This is a genomic window from Rugamonas fusca (assembly GCF_014042365.1).
Lineage (GTDB): Bacteria > Pseudomonadota > Gammaproteobacteria > Burkholderiales > Burkholderiaceae_D > Rugamonas > Rugamonas fusca.
The window spans coordinates 19,769-39,009 of the sequence record NZ_JACEZS010000004.1 but is presented as its reverse complement, the minus strand read 5'-3'; the positions used below and the strand labels follow the sequence as shown (position 1 = coordinate 39,009).

The window sequence follows — 19,241 nt, the reverse complement described above, 5'->3', positions numbered from 1 at the left end:
GGTTGCTGGCAACCAACTAGTGACCTTCACCGCTATATTACGTTAGCGCGACGACAATTACTATTAAGAAAAACAACTTAAGGCAAAACAAGTTGACGCGACGTTCAAAACACGCAACCGGGCCAGCGCCGGCGCCGGCGCCGGCTGCGCGTTCACCGGGCCGGGCTTAGCCTTCCGGATTTTCCTTCTGGTAGTTGGCCACGCCGCTCAGGATTTCAGCCTTGGCTTCTTCCGGACCGTACCAGCCGTCGATCTTGACCCACTTGCCCTTCTCCAGGTCTTTGTAGTGCTCGAAGAAGTGGGTGATCTGGCGCAGGCGCAGTTCGTTCAGGTCTTCCGGCTTCTGCCAGTGGCTGTAGATGGACAGCACCTTGTCGACCGGCACGGCCAGCACTTTGGCGTCTTCACCGGATTCGTCGGTCATCTTCATCACGCCGATCGGACGGCAGCGCACCACCACACCAGGGATCAGCGGGAACGGGGTGATCACCAGCACGTCGACCGGGTCGCCGTCGGCCGACAGCGTGTTCGGCACGTAGCCGTAGTTGCATGGGTAGTGCATGGCGGTGCCCATGAAACGGTCGACGAAGATGGCGCCGGACTCCTTGTCCACTTCGTACTTGATCGGATCGGCGTTCATCGGGATTTCGATGATCACGTTGAAATCGTTGGGCAAATCGCGGCCCGAAGGCACTTTATTCAAGCTCATGAAATTTCCTTGTTATGCAGGCGGATGGTTTAACCGCGCCATTATAGCGAAAGCATGCCGGCTTGTGCGTCGCAGCACAAAAAACGGGCACGTCAGCAAGCCGTAAGCACCGTATGCGCCAGGCGCAGAGGAAAAGAATTGCGGGACGGAAAAATCGGGGACGGACCCCAATTTTCGCTATGCGAAAATTGGGGTCCGTCCCCGATTTTTCCGTCCCGCAATTTCTCGGTCCCGATATTTCTTACAGGATGGTCGCCAGCGCGCACTGGCGGAAGTGGCTGGCCGCCTCTTCGGGCTGCTGCAGCGCTTCGTGCAACTGGGCCAGCTTGAGGTGGGCTTCGCGCACCATGCGCGCGTCGCTGGCGTCCGACAGCGCCTGCTCCAGGTAGCGCTGGGCCTTGCCCCACAGCTTCTGCTTCAGGCACAACGAGCCAAGCGTGAGCGCCAGCTCGGCGTCGGCCGGACGCTGGGCCACCCATTTCTCGCAATGCTCGATCTGCTGCAACAGCGCCGAAGAACCGGCCGGCGCGGCCGCCTCGCGGTAGGCGCGCACCACGCGCTCGTCCCAGTCGGCCGCCAGCGATTCCTCGGCCACCAGCCGCGCTTCGTCGTGCAGGCCGCGCGCATTGAGGGCGGTGGCCGCGCGCGAGGCGACGAAGGGCTTGATGCGGTCGGCCGTGGGCACGGTGGCCCACATGCGCTGCAGCGATTCGGCGTCGTGGCTGCTGTCGGCCAGCATGTCCTCGTAGGCCATCTCGCGCAGGCGGGCCGACAGGGCCGGATGCAGGGCCCGATGCTTGTCGAGCGAACGCACCAGGCGCAGCACTTCAGGCCAGTTCTTCGCTTGCTGCTGGGCCTTGAGCGACCATTGCAGGGCGTGGATGTGGCGCGTGCCGCTGGCGTTCAGTTCGGCCACGGCTTGCAGCGCCGCTTCCGGCTGGTGGTCGTCCACCAGCAGTTCCGTCATCGTCATCAGGCGCGCCGTCTTCATGGAGGCGTCGCCGCTCAGGCGGGCCAGCCAGCCGTCGCGGCGCTCGCCCTGGCGCATGCGGTGCGCGGCGCGGGCGCCGATCAGGGCCGCCACGCCGGCGTTCTCGGGCAGCTCGGCGGCGCGCGCGGCCGCTTTTTCCGCGTGGCCAAAGCGGCCTTCGAACAGGGCCTTGAGCGCTTCGCGCAAGCCCTTGTTGCCGTCGCGTTCACGCTTGCGCAGGCGGTAGGCGGCCACCCGGGCCGGCATCTTGAGCGTGGCGCGGAAGGCGCGGATCAGCACGTAGAGCAGCGCGAACAGCGCCACTTCCAGCACCACGAAGAAGTTCAGCGACAGGTCGATGCGGTGCGGCGGGTAGAACAGCACCACGTTACCGGGGTTGAAACGGGCCGTCACGGCGATGCCGATGGCGGCGGCCATCAAGGCCACTAACCAGAGGAATAAACGCATGGTTATGGCTTCGCCTTGTAGTTACGTACCGCGTTCAGGCTGTCGGCCAGGGTCGGCATCTCGATGGCGAGGTTGCTGCCCTGGACCTGGCGCAGCAGCGCCTGCACGGTCTGGGTGGACTTGGCGCGGGTGTCGAAGTATTTGAGCAGCGCATCCTGGGCCGCCTGCAAGTCGCTGCGGAACGCACCTTCATTGCGCGACAACAGGGCCATGCGTGCGTTGAGCAGGCGCAGCTTGAGGTTCTCACGCAGGAAATAGGCCTGGGTGGGCGAGAGCATCAGCGCGTCCGGCGTTTCCACGCTGCGCACGCGGATCAGCTGGCGCACGTCGAGCCACATATCGCTGCTCCAGCTGGTCCACACGTCCTGCAGTTTCAGCAGCCACGGATTGGGCGCTTCGGCCGGCGCGGCGGCCTTGGCGCCAGGCTTGGCCTTGGCGACCTTCTTCTCGGGCGGCGCGGGCAGGGTCGGCTTTTCGTCGGCCAGCATCGGCAGCAGGTCGATCTGGGCGATCACGTTATCGAGGCGCAGCGCCAGGCCGACGGAATCGACACTGGGCAGGGACTTGAGCTTGTCCATGTCCTTGGCGATGGCGCGGCGGATGGTGATGAACTGCGGCTTGTCCGAACGCGACAGGCTGCGGTCGGCGTTCTGCAGCGCGATCAGCGCGCCGGGCACGTTGCCGGCCAGCTGCAGCTGCTGGCTGGCCGTGGACAGCACTTGCTCGATCTCCGTCAGCGCCCACTCGTCGCGGTTCTTGGACAGGTCCTGGTACAGCTGCTCCAGCGCCAGTTGCTGGCTCTGGGCTTCCACCTGCTTCGATTCGAGCAGCGCCACCTTGGCTTGCAGTTCCTTGCTGGACTCCTGGACGTTACGGGCCAGCGTACCCGTCTCGGCGTTGGAGGCGTCGTTCTTCTGCAGGCGGCGCGCCATCTCCTCGCGCAGGTTGCGCACCTGGGCGTGGGTGGACCAGGTCTGGCCGGCCACCACGATGCCGAGTGCGACCACGGCGCAGCCCAGCACTTGCGGCTGCAGCAGGGTTTCCATCCAGGTCGGCGCCGGCGGCGTGGGCGGCGTAGGCGTCTCCGCGGCCGGGCCGGGAGCGGTGGCAGGGTCAGGTAATGTAGGCAATTCGTTCATGGGTGTGATTGTAACGCGGCGAGCAGTCGTTCGTCGCCTGATCCTGTGAGCGTCAGTCGGGTAAAGCCCAAATGGCTTGCCGTTTCGGCAATCCGGGCGTGCGGGATAATCAGATGCTGTTGTTGCATCATTACAACATATTTCGAGCCATTGGCGCCAGCGTTTTCTTGCCGCCCCAGCTGTTCCAGCAAGCCCACTAGTCCGCGCAGCGCCTCGGAACTGGTGATGATCCAGTCGTTGGGCTGGGCCAGCAGGCCGCGCAGCTGGTCGGCCAGGGCCGGCGTCAGGGCCGGCACGGCGCGCCGGTACGCGGCCACCACGGTGACCTCGGCGCCGGCCGCGCGCAAGCCATCGGCCATCAGTTCCCTGCCCTGCTCGCCGCGCACGATCAGCACGCGGCGCCCGCGCAGGGCCGCCAGGTCCAGCGTTTGCAGCAAGTGTTCGGAATCGCTGTGGGCCGTATCGGCCGGGCTGACGATGGTGGCGTTGGCCGGCGTGATGCCGTGCGCGGCCAGGGCCGCGCGGCTGCCCTCGCCCAGCACGGCCAGCGTCACGCCGTCCGGCCAGTGTGTGATGTGCGCGAAAGCCGCGTCAATCGCGTTGGGCGACACGAAGGCCACCATGGCGTAACCGGCCAGGCCGGCCAGTACTGCCTGCAGCGGGGCCGGATCGGCCAGCGGCGCGATTTCCAGCAGCGGCAGCAGCGCCACATCGCGCCCGCTGGCGGCGATGCGGGCCGCCAGCGCCCCGGCCTGCGCCGCGGGCCGCGTGATGACGACCGTGCCGGCCATCCGACTCAGGCGGCCGGCTGGTCGTCGGCCGGCGCCGCCGTGGCGCACACGGCCAGGATGGCTTCCGCGTCCTGGCCGCGCAGCAGCTCGGCCACCTGCTCGCCCAGCTGTTCCGGGGTGGTGGCCGGGCCGCTCACTTCGGCGCTGGCCATGCGGCTGCCGTCCGGCGTGGCCACCATGGCGCGCAGGCGCATCTGGCCCGCATCGACGGTCGCGAAGGCGGCCAGCGGAATCTGGCAGCTGCCGCCGAACACCTTGGACACCTTGCGCTCGGCCGCCACGGCTTGCGCCGTGGCCTCGTGGTTCAGCGGCGCCAGCAGCGCGTGCAGGTCCAGGCCGTCGTTGCGTTCGGCGATCTCGATCGCCATCGCGCCCTGGCCAGCGGCCGGCAAGCTCGTTTCCGGCTCCAGCAAGGCACGGATGCGCTGCGGCAGGCCGAGGCGCTTCAAGCCGGCGGCGGCCAGGATGATGGCCGCGTAGTCGCCCCGGTCCAGCTTGCCCAGCCGGGTATCGAGGTTGCCGCGCAAGGGCTGGATCACCAGGTGCGGATAGCGGGCCGCGATCAGCGACTGGCGGCGCAGGCTGCTCGTGCCCACCACGGCGCCGGCCGGCAGTTCAGCCAGCGAGGCGTAATCGTTGGAGACGAAGGCGTCGCGCGGGTCTTCGCGTTCCAGCACGGCGGCCAGCGCGAAGCCCTCGGGCAGCTCCATCGGCACGTCCTTGAGCGAATGGACGGCCAGGTCGGCCCGGCCTTCGGCCATGGCCACTTCCAGTTCCTTGACGAACAAGCCCTTGCCGCCCACCTTGGACAGGGCGCGGTCCAGGATCTGGTCGCCACGGGTGGTCATTCCCAGAATCTCAATGCTGCACTGCGGATATAATGCAGCTAAGCGTGCCCGCACGTGCTCGGCTTGCCACATGGCAAGACGGCTTTCGCGCGACGCGATGATCAATCTGGACGGGAGAGGTTGGACCAATTCGGAAGTTTTCAAAACCAGTTCTTTCGCTGTAGCCGACGCTAACCGGCGGTGGCCAGTTATTTCGCGCATGTTTAAGATCATAAATTTTATCATGGGCGCCTCTTGCAGAACCGGGCCACAAGCCTTTGCACCGACATACATCATTTTTGCGACTCATCACATGGCAAAACAATCTAGTGCAATAGACGAACAACCGGGCGTGGACGCGCAAGCCGACAAGGACGCGCCGCTCAAGGAAGACATCCGCCTGCTGGGCCGCCTGCTGGGCGAGGTGCTGCTCGAACAGGAAGGCGAGGAAGTGTTCGCCGTGGTCGAGACCATCCGCCAGACGGCCGTGCGCTTCCGCCGCGAGGCCGACGCCGGCGCGGCCAAGGAACTGGACGGCATGCTCAAGATACTGACACGCGAGCAGACCATCTCCGTGGTGCGCGCGTTCTCCTACTTCTCGCACCTGGCCAACATCGCCGAGGACCAGCACCACATCCGCCGCCGCCGGGCGCACCTGCTGGCCGGCTCGGCGCCCCAGCAAGGCAGCATCAATTTCGCGCTGGGCAAGCTCAAGGACGCCGGCGTGGCCCAGGACACGGTGGCCACCTTCTTCCAGGACGCCCTGATTTCGCCCGTGCTGACGGCCCACCCGACCGAAGTGCAGCGCAAGTCCATCCTCGACGCCGAGCACGACATCGCCCGCCTGCTGGCCGAGCGCGACCTGCCGCTCACGCCCAAGGAGCGGGCCGCCAACGTGCACCTGCTGCGCGCGCGCGTGGCCACGCTGTGGCAGACCCGCATGCTGCGCTACTCCAAGCTGACCGTGGCCGACGAGATTGAAAACGCCCTGTCCTACTACCGCATCACCTTCCTGCGCGAGCTGCCCGGCCTGTACGACGACATCGAAGCCGACATCGCCCAGCACTACCCGGCCACCGAAGGCACCGCCATCAACGCGCCCTACGTGCAGATGGGCAGCTGGATCGGCGGCGACCGCGATGGCAACCCCAACGTCAACGCCGGCACCATGCAGCACGCGCTGGAACGCCACGCCACCACCATCCTCGACTTCTACCTGGAAGAAGCGCACACCTGCGGCGCCGAGCTGTCCGTCTCGACCCTGATGGTCGCGTGCAGCCCGGAATTGCAGCAATTGGCCGACAGCTCGCCCGACACCTCGGCCCACCGCAGCGACGAACCGTACCGCCGCGCCCTGATTGGCATCTACGCGCGCCTGGCCAGCTCGGCCCGCGCGCTGGGCGCCACCAACATCCTGCGCAAGGAAGTGGGCCACGCGGAACCGTACGCCACGGCCGCCGAATTCTCGGCCGACCTGCAAGTGCTGATCGATTCGCTGGAAGCGAACCACGGCGGCATGCTGGTCAAGCCGCGCCTGTCCACGCTCAAGCGCGCGGCCGACATCTTCGGCTTCCACCTGGCGTCGCTGGACATGCGCCAGAGTTCGGACGTGCACGAGCGCGTGCTGACGGAATTGTTCGCCCAGGCCGGCGTGCTGCATGACTATGCGGCGCTCGATGAAGAAGCCAAGGTCGACCTGCTGCTCAGTGAACTGAGCCAGCCACGCCTGTTGTACACGCCCTACATCAGCTACTCGGCCGAGACGGAATCGGAACTGACCATCCTGCGCGCGGCGCGCCAGATCCGCGCCCGCTACGGCGCGCGCGCGATCCGCAACTACATCATCTCGCACACGGAGACCGTGTCCGACCTGCTGGAAGTGCTGCTGCTGCAAAAGGAAATGGGCTTGCTGCGCCTGGCCGAGCCGGAACTGGACCTGATGGTGATCCCGCTGTTCGAAACCATCCCCGACCTGCAGCGCGCGGCCGGCATCATGGAAGCCGTGATGGCGGTGCCGCTGGTGCGCCAGCTGATCGCCAAGCAAGGCGAGATCCAGGAAGTCATGCTGGGCTACTCGGACTCGAACAAGGACGGCGGCTTCCTGACCTCGAACTGGGAACTGTACAAGGCCGAAACCCACCTCGTGACCGTATTCGAAAAGGCCGGCGTCAAGCTGCGCCTGTTCCACGGCCGCGGCGGCACGGTCGGCCGCGGCGGTGGCCCCAGCTACGAAGCCATCCTGGCCCAGCCGCACGGCACCGTCAACGGCCAGATCCGCCTGACGGAACAGGGCGAGATCATCGCCTCCAAGTTCTCCAACAAGGACATCGGCCGCCGCAACCTGGAACTGCTGGTGGCGGCCACGCTGGAAGCGAGCCTGATGCCGCAGTCGGAAGACAGCGCCCACCAGGCCCGGCTGCGCGGCTTCGAAGCCGTGATGGCCGAGATTTCCGACCGCGCCTACAAGGCTTACCGCAACCTGGTCTATGAGACGCCCGGCTTCACCGACTACTTCTTCGCCGCCACCCCGATCGCCGAGATCGCGGAACTGAACCTCGGTTCCCGTCCCGCCTCGCGCAAGTCGACCAAGCGCATCGAAGACCTGCGCGCCATTCCATGGGGCTTCTCGTGGGGCCAGTGCCGTTTGCTGCTGCCGGGCTGGTACGGCTTCGGCAGCGCCATCGGCGGCTGGATCGCGGACGGCGACCAGGAGGAACGCGTGGCCCAGCTGCGCGCCATGTTCCAGCACTGGCCATTCTTCGCCACGCTGCTGTCGAACATGGACATGGTGCTGGCCAAGACCGACATGGCGATCGCCTCGCGCTACGCGGAACTGGTGCAGGACAAGGAACTGCGCGAGCGCATCTTCAAGCGCATCACGGAGGAGCACGACCACACGCTGCGCATCCTGCAAAGCATCACGGGCGCCACCGAGCGGCTGGCGGGCAACCCGCTGCTGGCGCGCTCGATCCAGAACCGCTTCGCCTACCTGGATCCGCTCAACCACTTGCAGGTGGAACTGATCAAGCGCCACCGCGCCATCAGCAAGGAGCCAGGCAAGGTCGATGAACGCGTGCACCGCGGCATCCACCTGTCGATCAACGGCGTGGCGGCTGGCCTGCGCAACACGGGCTGACGCCAGCGGTTGGGCCATGGCGGGGGCGTGACACGGTCGATGAACGGTGTCATGTCCCCGATTTTTTTGGGCAGCAAACCTTCGGTATCAAGCCGGCATCAAAAGTCGGTGTCAGGTCTGTCATTTGGACACAAGGACAATACCCTTGTGCTTTCTCAATCGCGGCACATTCAATTGTGATAGGCGATCTCTCATCACAGCTATCCTAAAATTCGATGGGCGTCATGAGAAAACTCAACAAGGCGCCGCAACTGTCCGAAAGACAGACCTGACACCCTCATCTCCTGCTGGCGCAAGTTGCCGACTGGTCCGCCTGCACTTCAAGCAAGTCCGCTGGCGCAGTCGCAACCGGCGGCGCCAGCACGAAGCGCGGCACCCATAAGACCAGTTTGGAATTGGGCAAGACAAATCGGCGCACGCCACCCGATTGCGTCCGGCGCGCCGCGCCGCCATGCCCCACCAGGGTGCCAAAGCAGAAGTCGTGCATGACGTTGGCGAACAGTACAGCGGACGAGTATGTTCCCGGCCCGATGGCGACCAAGGTTTTACCCTTGAATAACAGGTCACCGTCCAGCTGCGGCGTATGCCATGTCGAAATTGAACCAGTGACCACTTGCCCAGCGACTTCGCCCCGTTCGACGTTCGCTTCCACCACTCTTTTCTTGTAGGTGGAGCCGGTCCGGTAGGCGCTGGTGGCCAGATAGGGCATCAAGCCATCGAGCCACATGGCATCGTCCCCGCCGCCATTCCTGCTGATGTCGATGGTCAATTGGCCCGTGCCCGCCTGTCGCAGCCGGGCGAAGGCATCACGCGTAAAGGCAAGGAATTTGCCGCGGTCGGCAGGGGCGAAGCTATCAATGGTCAGGATGGCGCTCCCGTCCGGCTGGAAGGCGAAATGAAACTGCCGGTCGAATGCGGCGGCATCGCGCAACAGCAATGGCAACTCCTTGCTGCCCATGGTTTCAATGGAAAAGGTCCGGCCACCCTGCGCCATCGTCAGCCGGTAGCTGGGGGGGACCCCGTACATTTTCCAGTAGTAGAACCACCAGCGTTGGGCCAGCAAACCGGAACGGAACAAGGCCGTTTCGCCGTGCATGCGTCGCATCAGCGCGGCGGTCACCAAGTCCGCCGGCTCGCCATTGATGGCAATGATGCGGGCGCCTTGCAACGGCGTCGCGGCGCCGCCCAACAGCGCCCCGATATGCAAGCCATCGTCATCCAGGCTGACCTCATAGGGAAACAAAGTAGCGCCTTCGCGCAGGTGGGCGATGGCGGCCGTTTGCCAGTCAGGAAAGCCCACCGACAGGTGCCCGTCCGCGAACAGCGGGTTCAACGTCGCAAGACGTCGCCACGCCTCGTCCTGGCTGATGGGCGTCCGCGTGTCGCTGGCAAGGGCGCGTATCGCCGCCTCCAGCGCTGCCACATCACTGGAAAACTGGAGGTCGGGATGACTTTGCATCAAGGTGCGGCGCAGGAAGTCCAGGTCCTCACGGAATTGCGGGACGGTGATCGGCGCTTCGACGGGCGCCGCCCAGGCACACGTTGGCGATCCCATGAGAATCGCGATGACGGTTAGTAAAAGTAAGCGCAGCATAGTGTTCAGCGCAGGGGGGCCCAGACTATGGCATTCTTCGACAAGCATTGATGGCTTCAGTCCCCTTGTCCCGCACCGGAGGGCGACAACAGGGGAACCGGGCATGGCCGGCACCGCGACATGCGCCGGTGACATCAACTGAGCGCCGCCTCGGTAATGCGGACGTGCGCATCGGTCACATGGACGCCGTAGGTCTCTATGTCATCCAGGCATTCATTGGCGTCAACGCCTGGTGTGTGTGCATGTCGGTTCAGTTCTATCGTCTTGAACGCCGTCCAAGGCGCATATTTTCCCGGCAGGTTGTCACCAGTTGGCGCCAACGTGAAGCCGAATACCCGGCCGGGCCCTCTGAAGATATGTATTTGCATGTGCCGTTCCGGTAGTGACGGTGTGTGTTGTGTGGTGGAACATTCAGCGACCTCCTTCCTCCAGAGTTGTCCAGTCCGCATGTCCCTGGGGACAAAACACATATGATATTAAAAGAAAGACAAATCAATCAAATAATCATTACAATACAACAACACCCAGCCGCAGCTTGCCGCCAGGCACGGACGGCGCACCTGGTCTGATCCCTTTGCATTTTCCGCAATGAATGGGCGAATCTGCGAATCCGAATCTGTGTCAGGTCTGTCATTTGGACTCACGGCTCACACCTTTGAACTTAATCAAACAATGTAGCAGTCGCATGTGCCTAACAGCGTCCAAACGTAGCCATTAGAACAATCAAAACGACGCGCCATGAGAAACATCAAAGGTGTGCGGCGACTGTCCGAATGACAGACCTGACACCGGCCAACCCGCGGCACACCGCCGACGAATGACTAGGGAATCGGTGAATCTCCCCCAAAGGATTTATTACATTAAAAGAAAGACAAATCAACCAAATTATCATTACAATACCCCAACATTTCGCCGCGCCATGTCGCCAGGCGCGGACGATGCCCTTGGTCCCACCCCTGCTTTTTCCGTGATGAACAATTGGTCGACTCTCCTCCTGCGCCCGGCAAGTGCCGGCGCAGCCCTGCTGCTGGCCGGCTGGCTGGGCGGGGCCGCCTGGGGCCATCCCGCCCTTGCCGACGCGGGCTACCTGGTCGCTAGCGGCATGTCGCTGCTGGCTGGCGTGTTGCTGTGGCGCCGGCACGTGGCCGACGTGCGCCAGCGGGCCGATGCCGCCGCGCACCTGGCCGCCGCCCAGGCGAACGCCAGCGCCGAACTGCAACTGCGCGAAATCGTCGCCATGCTGCCCGCACCGCTGTTCATCAAGGATGGCCAGTCGCGCTTTGTGATGATGAACACGGCGTGTGAGGAATTATTCGGCGTGCCGTTCGCGCTGCTGGAGGGCCGCCGCGGCAGCGCCTATTTCCCTTCCGAGCAGATGGAAGGCTTCCTGGCCCATGACCGCGCCGCCTTCGCCGGCGGCCAGTTGATTGTCAACGAGGAGTTCGTGTGGTGTGCGGGGCGCGCCGAAAACCGCCAGATGCAGACCTTCAAGAAGCCCGTGTTCGACGCTGACGGCCAGCCGCAACTGTTGATCGGCATGTGCTTCGACATCACGGACCGCAAGCGCACCGAGGCCGCCTTGCAGCGCACGCTGGACCAGCTGCGCGCCATGACGCTGCACCAGGACCGCATCCGCGAGGACGAACGGCGCCGCATCGCGCTCAACATCCATGACGAGCTGGGCCAGAACCTGCTGGCCATGCGGCTCGATGTCGCCCGACTCCACGCGCGCACGGCCGCGCGCCACGCGGCACTGCACCGCCAGTCCGGCCAGGTGCTGGCCACGCTGGACGCCACCATCAAGTCGGTGCGCGAAGTGATCAACGACCTGCATCCGAGCACGCTGGACCTGGGCCTGTGCGCGGCCATCGAATGGCTGCTGGGCCAGCTGGAACAGCGCGGCGGGCTGCGCTACCGGCTGCAGGTGCTGGACGACAGCGCCAACGCCCTGTTGCCCCTGGACCTCACGTCCAGCCTGTTCCGGCTAGTGCAGGCGGCCCTCACCAGCATCGCCTGCTTCGCGCGCGCGGGCGCGGTGACCGTGTCGCTTAACCTGAAGGCCGAGGCCATGACCATCGTGCTGCACGCGGACGGTGCCGGCATCCTGCAGGCCGAGCAGGCCACGCGGGACGCCTTCGGCATCCGCGCCATCAAGGAGCGGGTGGCGGCCATGGGCGGCGAGATGGTGCTGGCGCGCAGCCAGGGCGGCAGCATGATGACGCTGCTGCTACCCGGCGTGGCCGCCGGGCAGCCAGCATCGCCGCAGGCCGCGCCGGCCTGACGGCCCGTCAGTGCGGCCGCCCGCCATCCATGCGGGCGCGCATGGCCGGCGTCATTACCACGTTGTGGTGGGCATCGACCAGCATCACTTCCTTCAGGCCCAGGCGCCGGGCCATCGCTTCCCAGCCGGCCGGTCCCGTGATGAACAGCGGCTTGGAATTGCCATCCGAGCGCAGGCCCGGATCGCTGCCGCCCGAGGCGATGACGGTGACGGATGCGACCAGATCGATCGTCTGGCCCGTGCGCGGGTCGATGATGTGCGGATGGCGCTTGCCATCCTTCATGAAGTAGCGCTCGTAATCGCCGCTGGTGCCGATCGCCTCGTTATCGCGCAGCGACAGCGTGGCCAGCGTGCCATCGCCGCGCGGGTCGCGGATGCCCACCTGCCACGGCCGCTTGCCGGGCTGGCCGATGGCGAGGATGTTGCCGCCCACGTTGATCAGGGCCGCGTTCACGCCGGCATCGCGCAGGATGCGGGCGGCCCGGTCCAGCGCGTACCCCTTGGCATAGCCGCCCAGGTCGATCATCACGGCGCGGTTGGTGCTCGTGATCGTGTTGCCCTGGTAGCGCAGGTCCGACAGGCGCGGATTGGCCGCCACCCACCGTTCAATTTCCCCGGGCGCCGGGCCCTGGTCCTGGATGTCGCTGCTCTGGAAGCCCCACAGCCGGATCAAATGGCCGATGGCGGGATTGAACAGGTAGTCGGACTTGGCCGACAGGACGGCCGCCGATTGCAGCAAGCCCACCAGCTCGGCGTCCGCCTCGAACGGCCGGCCGGCCGCGATGGCATCGTTCAAGCCCGTCAGCATGCTGGGCTGCCAGGCGTGCAGCTTGTGGTGCAGCCGGTCAAATTCCTTGAGCACGGCGGCGCTGAGGGCGTCGGCCCGCTGCGGCGTCTCGCCGTAGATACTGATCTCGACCACGGTGCCGAACACGTGGCCCTGGGTCTTGTAGGTGTGGTATTCGCGGGCACAGCCCGACAACAGGCCGGACCACAGCGCCAGCGCGAGCAGTGTCGCCAGCCAGCCCGGCAATCCGGCGCGCTTTTTCTGACTACCTTGCATGTGCGCCCTCCTTGCGGTGAGGGACCGGGCGGACCCGGTCCCGTGGTCATCCTGCCGCCCCGATGGTGGCGGCAAGTTCAAACTCAGCTCGACTTGGTCGCCATGAAGTCAACGGCGGCCTTCACTTCGTCATCCTTCAGCGCGGCATTGCCGCCATGGGGGGGCATCATCTTGAAGCCGTCCAGTGCGCTCTTGTAAAGCGCCGGCATACCCTTGGCCACGCGTGGTTTCCACGCGGCCTTGTCGCCGAACTTGGGTGCGCCCATCACGCCGGCGCCGTGGCAGGCGAGGCAGGTGGCCTTGTAGATCTTCTCGCCTTTGGCCAGGTCAGGAGCGGCCTGGGCGGTACCGGCGGCGCAGACGGCCAGCAGCAGGGAGGACAGGATAGTTGCAAATTTCATGGGGATAGACTCTCAATTAAAAAAGAACAAAAAAACACGGGGGCGATGGTGATGATGGTCAACGCATGATTGCCCCCTTTCTCAGTGCGACATGGCGTCGTCGTGGGCGGCGCTGCCACCCATGCTGACCATGTCACGACCGATCTGCTCGAAACGCAGCACCTTGCCGCCCTGGGCGGCGGCGAAGTCCTGCGCCCCCTGCAAGGTGGCGAAGGAACCGAAGGTCGGGCCCATCGAGCCCAGCTTGCGGCTGCCCGTCACGTAAAAGGCGCTGCGCGCTTCGATCCAGTTGCCGCTGGGGTGGTCCCAGTCGGCCTTGCTCATGTCCTGCACGTACAAGCCGGCCACGGCCCGCTTCTGCTCGGGGCCGAGCACGACGGCGAACAATTCCATCAGGTCGCAGAAGTAATCAGGCTTGCCTTCCGCGTATTGAATCTGGGCCTTGGGGCCGGGAAAATCGCGCAGCACCATGCCGTCCAGCGCGCAGGCCGTGTCGGCGCCCGGTTCCTGGGCCGCCACCTTGGGCGTGTTGGGCGTGCAGGCCGCCAGCAGCAGCACGCCCACGAACAGGGCGCGGCGGGCGGCCGGCGCCGCCAATGTAGTGAACTTCATTTGAACCTCCGGATTGCGAAAAGGAAGGGCACTGCGATCCAGCCCAGCATGATGGCCAGCAGCACCAATGGATCGGTGAGCGCGCCCGGCATCACGGTCGACAGGCCATACATGGTCTGCACCTGTTCCGAGCTGAAGATATTGAGCAGACGGAACACGTCGGCCGGGTTGAACATGAGAATGGCGCCGAACAGCGCGCTGCTCAGCTTGCCCTGGCTCATCACGAGGCCGCCCATCAGCAACAAGTCGAAAATCAGCACGTAGAAGAACCACAGGCCGATCGCCGCGCCGCTGGCGCGCACACGGTCGCTGGCGATCACGGACAGCAGCACGGAAATGCTGAGGAAAGCCATGCCCATCAGCACGGCGCTGAGCACGAAACCGGCGTAGTGGTAGCCGTCGCGCACCGTCAGCTCGGCCGACAGCGGCAGCAGCCCGGCGCCAAAGCCCACCACGGTGGCGCCAGCCAGCGCACCGGCCAGGCCCAGGTACTTGCCGAGCAGGATTTCAGCGCGCGTGATCGGCATCGATTGCAGCAGTTCCAGCGAGCCGCGTTCGCGTTCGCCCACGATGGCGTCGTAGCCGAGGATCAGCGCGATCAACGGCACCAGGTAGATCACCAGGCTGACCAGGCTGGCCACCGTGGCGTCCACGCCGTGGAAGCCCACCTCGCCCTGCTGGGCCGCGCCGAAATAGGCGATGGCCAGCGCGAACAGCGCGAAGATGATGGCCACGGCCAGCACCCAGCGGTTGCGCAGGCGGTCGCGCAGCTCCTTGCTGGCGATCACCTTCACTTGTGACCATTCAATGCGCGTGGACATGGGCGCCTCCGTGGCCGAGGAACAGTTGTTCCAGCGTCGGTTCGTGGATGGTGACGTCCAGCGCCAGCGCCGACAGCGCCGCCAGCACGGCCATCTTCTCGCCGGACTGGCAGGCGATGGTGGCCTGGGCGCCGTCGAGCCGCAGGTCGGGGCCGTCCAGCGGCGCCAGCGCGGCCTGCAACTGGTCCGCCGTGCCGGGCCGCAGCGTGGCCACGATGTGCGACGGCAGCACCATGCGCGAGCGCAACTGGGCCAGGGTGCCCTGCTCGGCCACCTTCCCCGAATGCATGATCACCAGCCGGTCCACCCGGTCCTGGATCTCGGCCAGGATGTGGGACGTGATGACGATGGTGGCGCCGCGCGCGCGCACCTCGCGCAGGATGCGGTAGAAGTCGGCGATGCCTTCCGGGTCCAGGCCGTTGGTGGGCTCGTCGAGGAAGATCAGGTCCGGGTCACCGAGCAAGGCCTGGGCGAAGCCCAGGCGCTGGCGCATGCCCTTGGAATAAGTGTGCACGCGGCGGCCGGCGGCCAGGCTCATGCCCACCTGCTCCAGCACGCCGGCGCAGGCACGGCGCGGCACGTGCTTGAGGTCGGCGAACAGTTGCAGCACTTCCAGCCCGGTCAGGTTGTCGTAGGTGACGAAGCTTTCCGGCAGGTAGCCGATGCGGCGCCGCACCTGGCGGAACTCGGGGCTGGCCGTGTCCACGCCTTGCACGCGCACGGTGCCGGTGGTGGCCGGCAGCAGGCCCAGCATCAGCTTGAACAAGGTGCTCTTGCCGGCGCCGTTGTGGCCGATCAGGCCGAACATTTCGCCCTGGGCCACGGACAGCGACACGCCCCGCAGCGCCTGCACGGCGCCGAAGGACTTGCTGACCTGCGCCAGTTCAATGGGGGAGGATGTCATTCCAGCGTCTCCAGTTGGGGTTCAGGGGGCGGGTGCGGGGATGGCGGTCGACGATGCTCGGTGCGCGCAGCAGCGGGAACTGGCGCGCCACGAAACGCAGCGTCTGCACCGAGGGGCTCGACAGCACCAGCTTGACCAGCGGGTACTGCCAGTTCAGCCGGTCCACCAGGTCGTTGGCTTCGTAGGGCACGTCGCCCACGCCGTCGCCATCCTGGTCCCAGCCGCTGTAGTTGCTCCAGTAATTGCCTTGCTTGCGGCCCCACTCGACGTCGCGCGCGGCGACGAACTTGACCTGTTCCTCGTTGCCGATGAAGTCGTTGCCATCCACTTCGTTGTTCGAGGAACCGGCCGACAGGTGCACGCCGATGCGGTTGTGGCTCACCAGGTTGTCGCGCACCACGTTGAATTCCGCGTCGTAGATGAAAAAGCCGCGGCCGTTGCCGGCCACCACGTTGTGTTCGATCACGGAGTCCTGGATGGTGCGCAGCATGATGCCGTGGTCCGTATTGCCCCAGGCGACGTTGTTGCGCACGATCAGGTTGCGCACTTCCATCAGGGCCAGCCCGCCCCGGTTCAGGTAGGACTCGTTGTTTTCCCACGTGCTGTGGTTGGTGTTCATGTAGTGGGTGCCATAGCGCACGTGGTGAATCTTGTTACCCCGGAACAGGGCGTCACGCGACACGTCCACGTAGATGCCGTCGCGGGTAAAACTGATGTTGTTGTCGATGATCTGCGCACCGCGCGTGTTGTAGACCTGGATGCCATTGCCGCGCTTGACGGACATCAGGTCGCGCCGTCCCGTGATGACGTTGCGCAGCACCTTGGCGTCGTCCGAGTTTTCCAGCCAGATGCCGAACAGGTTGAACACCAGCGCGCAGTCGGCGATGGTGACGCGGTGGGCGCCGGGGACCACGTACACGCCGGCGTTCTGGGCATCGAGGTCGAGGCCGCTGTCGCGCACGTTGAAGCCGGCGATGGTGACATCCTTGCCCGTCACGCGGATCACGTCGCCCGTGCCGCCGCCGCTGATGGTGGGGTGATCGAGGCCGCGCAGCGTGAGCGGCTTGTCGATGCGCAGGTGCTCGCGGTAGTCGCCGCGTTCCACCTCCACCGTGTCGCCGGGCGCGGCGCGCGCCACGGCCGCCGCGATCGACTGGTCCGGCGTTACCCGCAACACGGCGGCCGCCCCATCGGCCGCCGTGCCCAGGATGGCGAGGCCGCTGGCGCATGCCAGCAGCCAGACCCGCAGCCGGTGCGCTAACACCGGCCGCGTCTCGCCCCGTCTGTGCGTGGTCACAGCGACTCCTGTTCGGCGGCCGGACGCCGCTCTTTCAGGGTGCTGCGCAAACTGTCGAGGGAAATGAAGTAGCCCTGGTCGTTGATCGGCGTGAGCGCCTGGCCCGCGTTGGTGCGGCGCTTGCGCTCCTTGACCAGCGGTGGGCAGGCATGGTCGTCGTAGTACATGACCATGCAGTCCAGGCACAACAGGCATTCCATCTGGTCGATCTTGCCGTTCTTGTCGATCGCGTGCGAGCCGCAACCGGCCGCGCAAGCGTGGCAGGTCTGGCATTCGGCCTTGCGCTTCAGGCCGAACAGGCGGAACTTGCTCGGGATGGCCAGGCCGGCGCCCATCGGGCAGATGTACTTGCAGTACGGCCGCTCGGTGAACATGGACAGGCCCAGGATACCGCCGATGAAGATCCAGAACGGCCACGTGCGGTTCCACACGCCCACCAGGAAGGTGGTCTTGAACGGCTCGATCTCGGCCAGCTTCTCGGCCATTTCCATCGAATAGAACGACACGCCCAGCAACACGAAGAACACGCCGTACTTGATCCACTTGAGCTTGTCGTGCAAGGCCTTGGGCAGCAGGCGCTGGTATTTCTTCAGCCCGACGATGGCGCCGAATTTCAGGGCCAGGTGCTGCAGCGAGCCGAACGGGCACAACCAGCCGCAGAACAGGCCGCGGCCCCACAGGAACACGGTGCCGATGATGAACCACCAGAACGTGAAGATGTACGGGTCGGACAGGAACAGCTCCCACTTCCACTGATGCAGGATGGAGTGGAACCACGTCATGATCTGCGTGATGCTGGGCTGCGCCTTCAGGTAGAAGCCGAAGAAGCCCACGCTGATGATCCACAGCGCCGTGCGCGGGCCGCTGATCAGGGGCTTGTGCTTGCGCTTCGAGGCGCGCACCAGCTGGTCGCGGCGCGCATACCAGAACGCGGCCGCGCCCAGCACCACCACGAAGGCGGCGCCCACCAGCGCGTTGTTGCGCCACAGGGCTTTCCAGGCCGCTTCCGGCTGCACCACTTTCGGCCGGCCACCTTCGAGGTAGCGGTCAGCCAGCCAGTATTGCTGGTCGAAGTGGACGAAGGCCTTGCCGCCATGCTCGGGGTCCGGTTTGTTGGCCAGCATGGTGAGCTGCCACGGCCAGGCCGGGTTGAAATCCTTGGAACGGATGATGAAGATGCCCGACTCCTTGAACTCCGGTACGTCCTTCGGCTCCAGCCGGTACAGGTTCAGGTAGTCCGTGTCGCGGAAAGTGAACGTGACGGGGTCCTGGCGCACCTGGATGCGGTCATAGATACCGCCGCGCACGAAGCCCGAACCCTTGAACGAGGTCTGGCCCTTGGCGATCACGAAGATCGCGTGCTCATTGGGTTTCAGGTCTTCCATCAGGCGCTGGTAGCCATGCTCGCCCAGGATGCTGTTGCCGATGGTCGGCACGTTGAGGTAGCCGAAATACAGGTCCATGTAGGGACCGCCGCTGTCGCTGGCGCCCACCTCGGCGGCCGGCACCAGCAGGTGGCCGATGCTGCCTTCGGCGGCCAGCTTGGCCCAGTCGAGCCGCTCGTTGAGCGCGGTGAAGTGCGCGGGCGGCCGCTCGGCCGTGGTGAAGATGCCGACCTGGCGCCCGATCTCGTAGGCGCTGCGCGAGATGACCTGGTTTTCCGCGATGGCGGTGACGGTGGCGCCGCTGATGGCGTCCAGCCCGACGGCGCCGGTGGCCGCGTCGCCATGGCCGATCTCGAGCTTGGCGTCGCCCTTGCGGCCCACGTACTGGCCGATGAATTTCAAGAGCGCCGACTCGGGAATGCCGGCCAGCAGGATGGGTTCGGAGTGTTTCAGTACGCGCACCCCCGTGATGACGCCCTGGCGGTCCATGCCGATCAGGGTCACGACGGGTTTGCCGGAATAAGCGGGAATATCGACCACGTCGGTCGAGAGGAACACATAACCCAGCAGTTTCTCATGCTGGTCCGCGCCCTTGCCCCACGCTTCCACGTAGGCAGGCGCGCCTTTGCGCTGCGAAAAGCGCGTGGCCTGCGGCAGCACGTCGGCGCACGGCGCGTAGGCACACAGATCCGGGCCGTGCAGCAGCGCCGGAGGCAGCTCGGCGTCGTAGACCGTGGCGCGCGCCGGGATGGCGCACAGCACGGTCAACAACGCGCCGAGCAGCACCAGGCAGTGCCGCACGACACGGGGCAAACGAAAACTGATTGTCATCGTCAGCCCGGC

Annotated in this window: 16 protein-coding genes; 2 read left to right on the top strand and 14 right to left on the bottom strand. The window is 65.5% G+C overall.

Annotated elements, in window-relative coordinates; genetic code table 11:
* Positions 1 to 166: 166 nt before the first annotated feature.
* The 5 genes from ppa to hemC form a co-directional block, all read right to left on the bottom strand.
* Entirely contained in the window at positions 167 to 709 is a 543-nt protein-coding gene (gene ppa / locus H3H36_RS06485) for an inorganic diphosphatase (protein WP_182215439.1), read from the bottom strand.
* Between the two features lie 241 nt (positions 710 to 950).
* A complete protein-coding gene (locus tag H3H36_RS06480) occupies positions 951 to 2,147 on the bottom strand; it encodes a heme biosynthesis protein HemY (protein WP_182215437.1) in 1,197 nt (398 codons plus the stop codon).
* Positions 2,148 to 2,149: 2 nt separating this feature from the next.
* A complete protein-coding gene (locus H3H36_RS06475) occupies positions 2,150 to 3,286 on the bottom strand; it encodes a uroporphyrinogen-III C-methyltransferase (protein WP_182215435.1) in 1,137 nt (378 codons plus the stop codon).
* Complete coding sequence (locus H3H36_RS06470) at positions 3,283 to 4,077, bottom strand: uroporphyrinogen-III synthase (RefSeq protein ID WP_182215433.1); 795 nt, start codon at positions 4,075 to 4,077, stop codon at positions 3,283 to 3,285. Before H3H36_RS06470 ends, H3H36_RS06475 begins: the two co-directional genes overlap by 4 nt.
* Before the next feature lie 5 nt (positions 4,078 to 4,082).
* A complete protein-coding gene (hemC, locus tag H3H36_RS06465; protein ID WP_375539578.1) occupies positions 4,083 to 5,126 on the bottom strand; it encodes a hydroxymethylbilane synthase in 1,044 nt (347 codons plus the stop codon).
* Positions 5,127 to 5,217: 91 nt separating this feature from the next.
* Here hemC and ppc point away from each other — a divergent pair, with 91 nt between their 5' ends.
* The gene (ppc, locus tag H3H36_RS06460; RefSeq protein ID WP_182215428.1) at positions 5,218 to 8,040 is read left to right on the top strand and encodes a phosphoenolpyruvate carboxylase; all 2,823 of its coding nucleotides are present in this window, start codon (positions 5,218 to 5,220) and stop codon (positions 8,038 to 8,040) included.
* Between the two features lie 277 nt (positions 8,041 to 8,317).
* On the opposite strand, the gene H3H36_RS06455 is transcribed toward ppc, so the two are convergent.
* Both H3H36_RS06455 and H3H36_RS06450 read right to left on the bottom strand, forming a co-directional pair.
* Positions 8,318 to 9,682: a S41 family peptidase gene (locus H3H36_RS06455; protein ID WP_182215426.1), complete on the bottom strand. Its 1,365-nt coding sequence runs from the start codon at positions 9,680 to 9,682 to the stop codon at positions 8,318 to 8,320.
* Positions 9,683 to 9,768: 86 nt separating this feature from the next.
* Positions 9,769 to 10,002: a hypothetical protein gene (locus H3H36_RS06450; RefSeq protein WP_182215424.1), complete on the bottom strand. Its 234-nt coding sequence runs from the start codon at positions 10,000 to 10,002 to the stop codon at positions 9,769 to 9,771.
* 602 nt (positions 10,003 to 10,604) lie between these two features.
* On the opposite strand from H3H36_RS06450, the gene H3H36_RS06445 reads away from it, so the two are divergent.
* Positions 10,605 to 11,915: a sensor histidine kinase gene (locus tag H3H36_RS06445; RefSeq protein ID WP_229219790.1), complete on the top strand. Its 1,311-nt coding sequence runs from the start codon at positions 10,605 to 10,607 to the stop codon at positions 11,913 to 11,915.
* 7 nt (positions 11,916 to 11,922) lie between these two features.
* On the opposite strand, the gene H3H36_RS06440 is transcribed toward H3H36_RS06445, so the two are convergent.
* From H3H36_RS06440 to H3H36_RS06410, 7 genes are all read right to left on the bottom strand, one after another.
* A complete protein-coding gene (locus H3H36_RS06440; protein WP_182215419.1) occupies positions 11,923 to 12,978 on the bottom strand; it encodes an FAD:protein FMN transferase in 1,056 nt (351 codons plus the stop codon).
* A gap of 83 nt (positions 12,979 to 13,061) precedes the next feature.
* Entirely contained in the window at positions 13,062 to 13,379 is a 318-nt protein-coding gene (locus H3H36_RS06435; protein WP_182215417.1) for a c-type cytochrome, read from the bottom strand.
* Between the two features lie 81 nt (positions 13,380 to 13,460).
* Positions 13,461 to 13,991, bottom strand: a complete 531-nt coding sequence (locus tag H3H36_RS06430; protein WP_182215415.1) for a nitrous oxide reductase accessory protein NosL — start codon at positions 13,989 to 13,991, stop codon at positions 13,461 to 13,463.
* Positions 13,988 to 14,812: an ABC transporter permease gene (locus H3H36_RS06425; RefSeq protein ID WP_220459671.1), complete on the bottom strand. Its 825-nt coding sequence runs from the start codon at positions 14,810 to 14,812 to the stop codon at positions 13,988 to 13,990. Before H3H36_RS06425 ends, H3H36_RS06430 begins: the two co-directional genes overlap by 4 nt.
* A complete protein-coding gene (locus H3H36_RS06420) occupies positions 14,796 to 15,716 on the bottom strand; it encodes an ABC transporter ATP-binding protein (protein WP_182215413.1) in 921 nt (306 codons plus the stop codon). Before H3H36_RS06420 ends, H3H36_RS06425 begins: the two co-directional genes overlap by 17 nt.
* The gene (locus H3H36_RS06415) at positions 15,697 to 16,965 is read right to left on the bottom strand and encodes a nitrous oxide reductase family maturation protein NosD (protein WP_375539581.1); all 1,269 of its coding nucleotides are present in this window, start codon (positions 16,963 to 16,965) and stop codon (positions 15,697 to 15,699) included. Before H3H36_RS06415 ends, H3H36_RS06420 begins: the two co-directional genes overlap by 20 nt.
* Positions 16,966 to 17,009: 44 nt before the next feature.
* Positions 17,010 to 19,229 carry a 4Fe-4S binding protein gene (locus H3H36_RS06410; protein WP_182215411.1) on the bottom strand — a complete coding sequence of 740 codons (2,220 nt, stop codon included), beginning with the start codon at positions 19,227 to 19,229 and terminating at the stop codon, positions 17,010 to 17,012.
* Positions 19,230 to 19,241 lie beyond the last annotated feature (12 nt).

Excerpts from the sequence above, each read along its gene's own strand:
- ppa (WP_182215439.1), bottom strand. The coding sequence starts at position 709 with ATGAGCTTGAATAAAGTGCCTTCGGGCCGCGATTTGCCCAACGATTTC.
- H3H36_RS06480 (WP_182215437.1), bottom strand. The coding sequence starts at position 2,147 with ATGCGTTTATTCCTCTGGTTAGTGGCCTTGATGGCCGCCGCCATCGGC.
- H3H36_RS06475 (WP_182215435.1), bottom strand. The coding sequence starts at position 3,286 with ATGAACGAATTGCCTACATTACCTGACCCTGCCACCGCTCCCGGCCCG.
- H3H36_RS06470 (WP_182215433.1), bottom strand. The coding sequence starts at position 4,077 with ATGGCCGGCACGGTCGTCATCACGCGGCCCGCGGCGCAGGCCGGGGCG.
- hemC (WP_375539578.1), bottom strand. The coding sequence starts at position 5,126 with ATGCGCGAAATAACTGGCCACCGCCGGTTAGCGTCGGCTACAGCGAAA.
- ppc (WP_182215428.1), top strand. The coding sequence starts at position 5,218 with ATGGCAAAACAATCTAGTGCAATAGACGAACAACCGGGCGTGGACGCG.
- H3H36_RS06455 (WP_182215426.1), bottom strand. The coding sequence starts at position 9,682 with ATGCTTGTCGAAGAATGCCATAGTCTGGGCCCCCCTGCGCTGAACACT.
- H3H36_RS06450 (WP_182215424.1), bottom strand. The coding sequence starts at position 10,002 with ATGCAAATACATATCTTCAGAGGGCCCGGCCGGGTATTCGGCTTCACG.
- H3H36_RS06445 (WP_229219790.1), top strand. The coding sequence starts at position 10,605 with ATGAACAATTGGTCGACTCTCCTCCTGCGCCCGGCAAGTGCCGGCGCA.
- H3H36_RS06440 (WP_182215419.1), bottom strand. The coding sequence starts at position 12,978 with ATGCAAGGTAGTCAGAAAAAGCGCGCCGGATTGCCGGGCTGGCTGGCG.
- H3H36_RS06435 (WP_182215417.1), bottom strand. The coding sequence starts at position 13,379 with ATGAAATTTGCAACTATCCTGTCCTCCCTGCTGCTGGCCGTCTGCGCC.
- H3H36_RS06430 (WP_182215415.1), bottom strand. The coding sequence starts at position 13,991 with ATGAAGTTCACTACATTGGCGGCGCCGGCCGCCCGCCGCGCCCTGTTC.
- H3H36_RS06425 (WP_220459671.1), bottom strand. The coding sequence starts at position 14,812 with ATGTCCACGCGCATTGAATGGTCACAAGTGAAGGTGATCGCCAGCAAG.
- H3H36_RS06420 (WP_182215413.1), bottom strand. The coding sequence starts at position 15,716 with ATGACATCCTCCCCCATTGAACTGGCGCAGGTCAGCAAGTCCTTCGGC.
- H3H36_RS06410 (WP_182215411.1), bottom strand. The coding sequence starts at position 19,229 with ATGACAATCAGTTTTCGTTTGCCCCGTGTCGTGCGGCACTGCCTGGTG.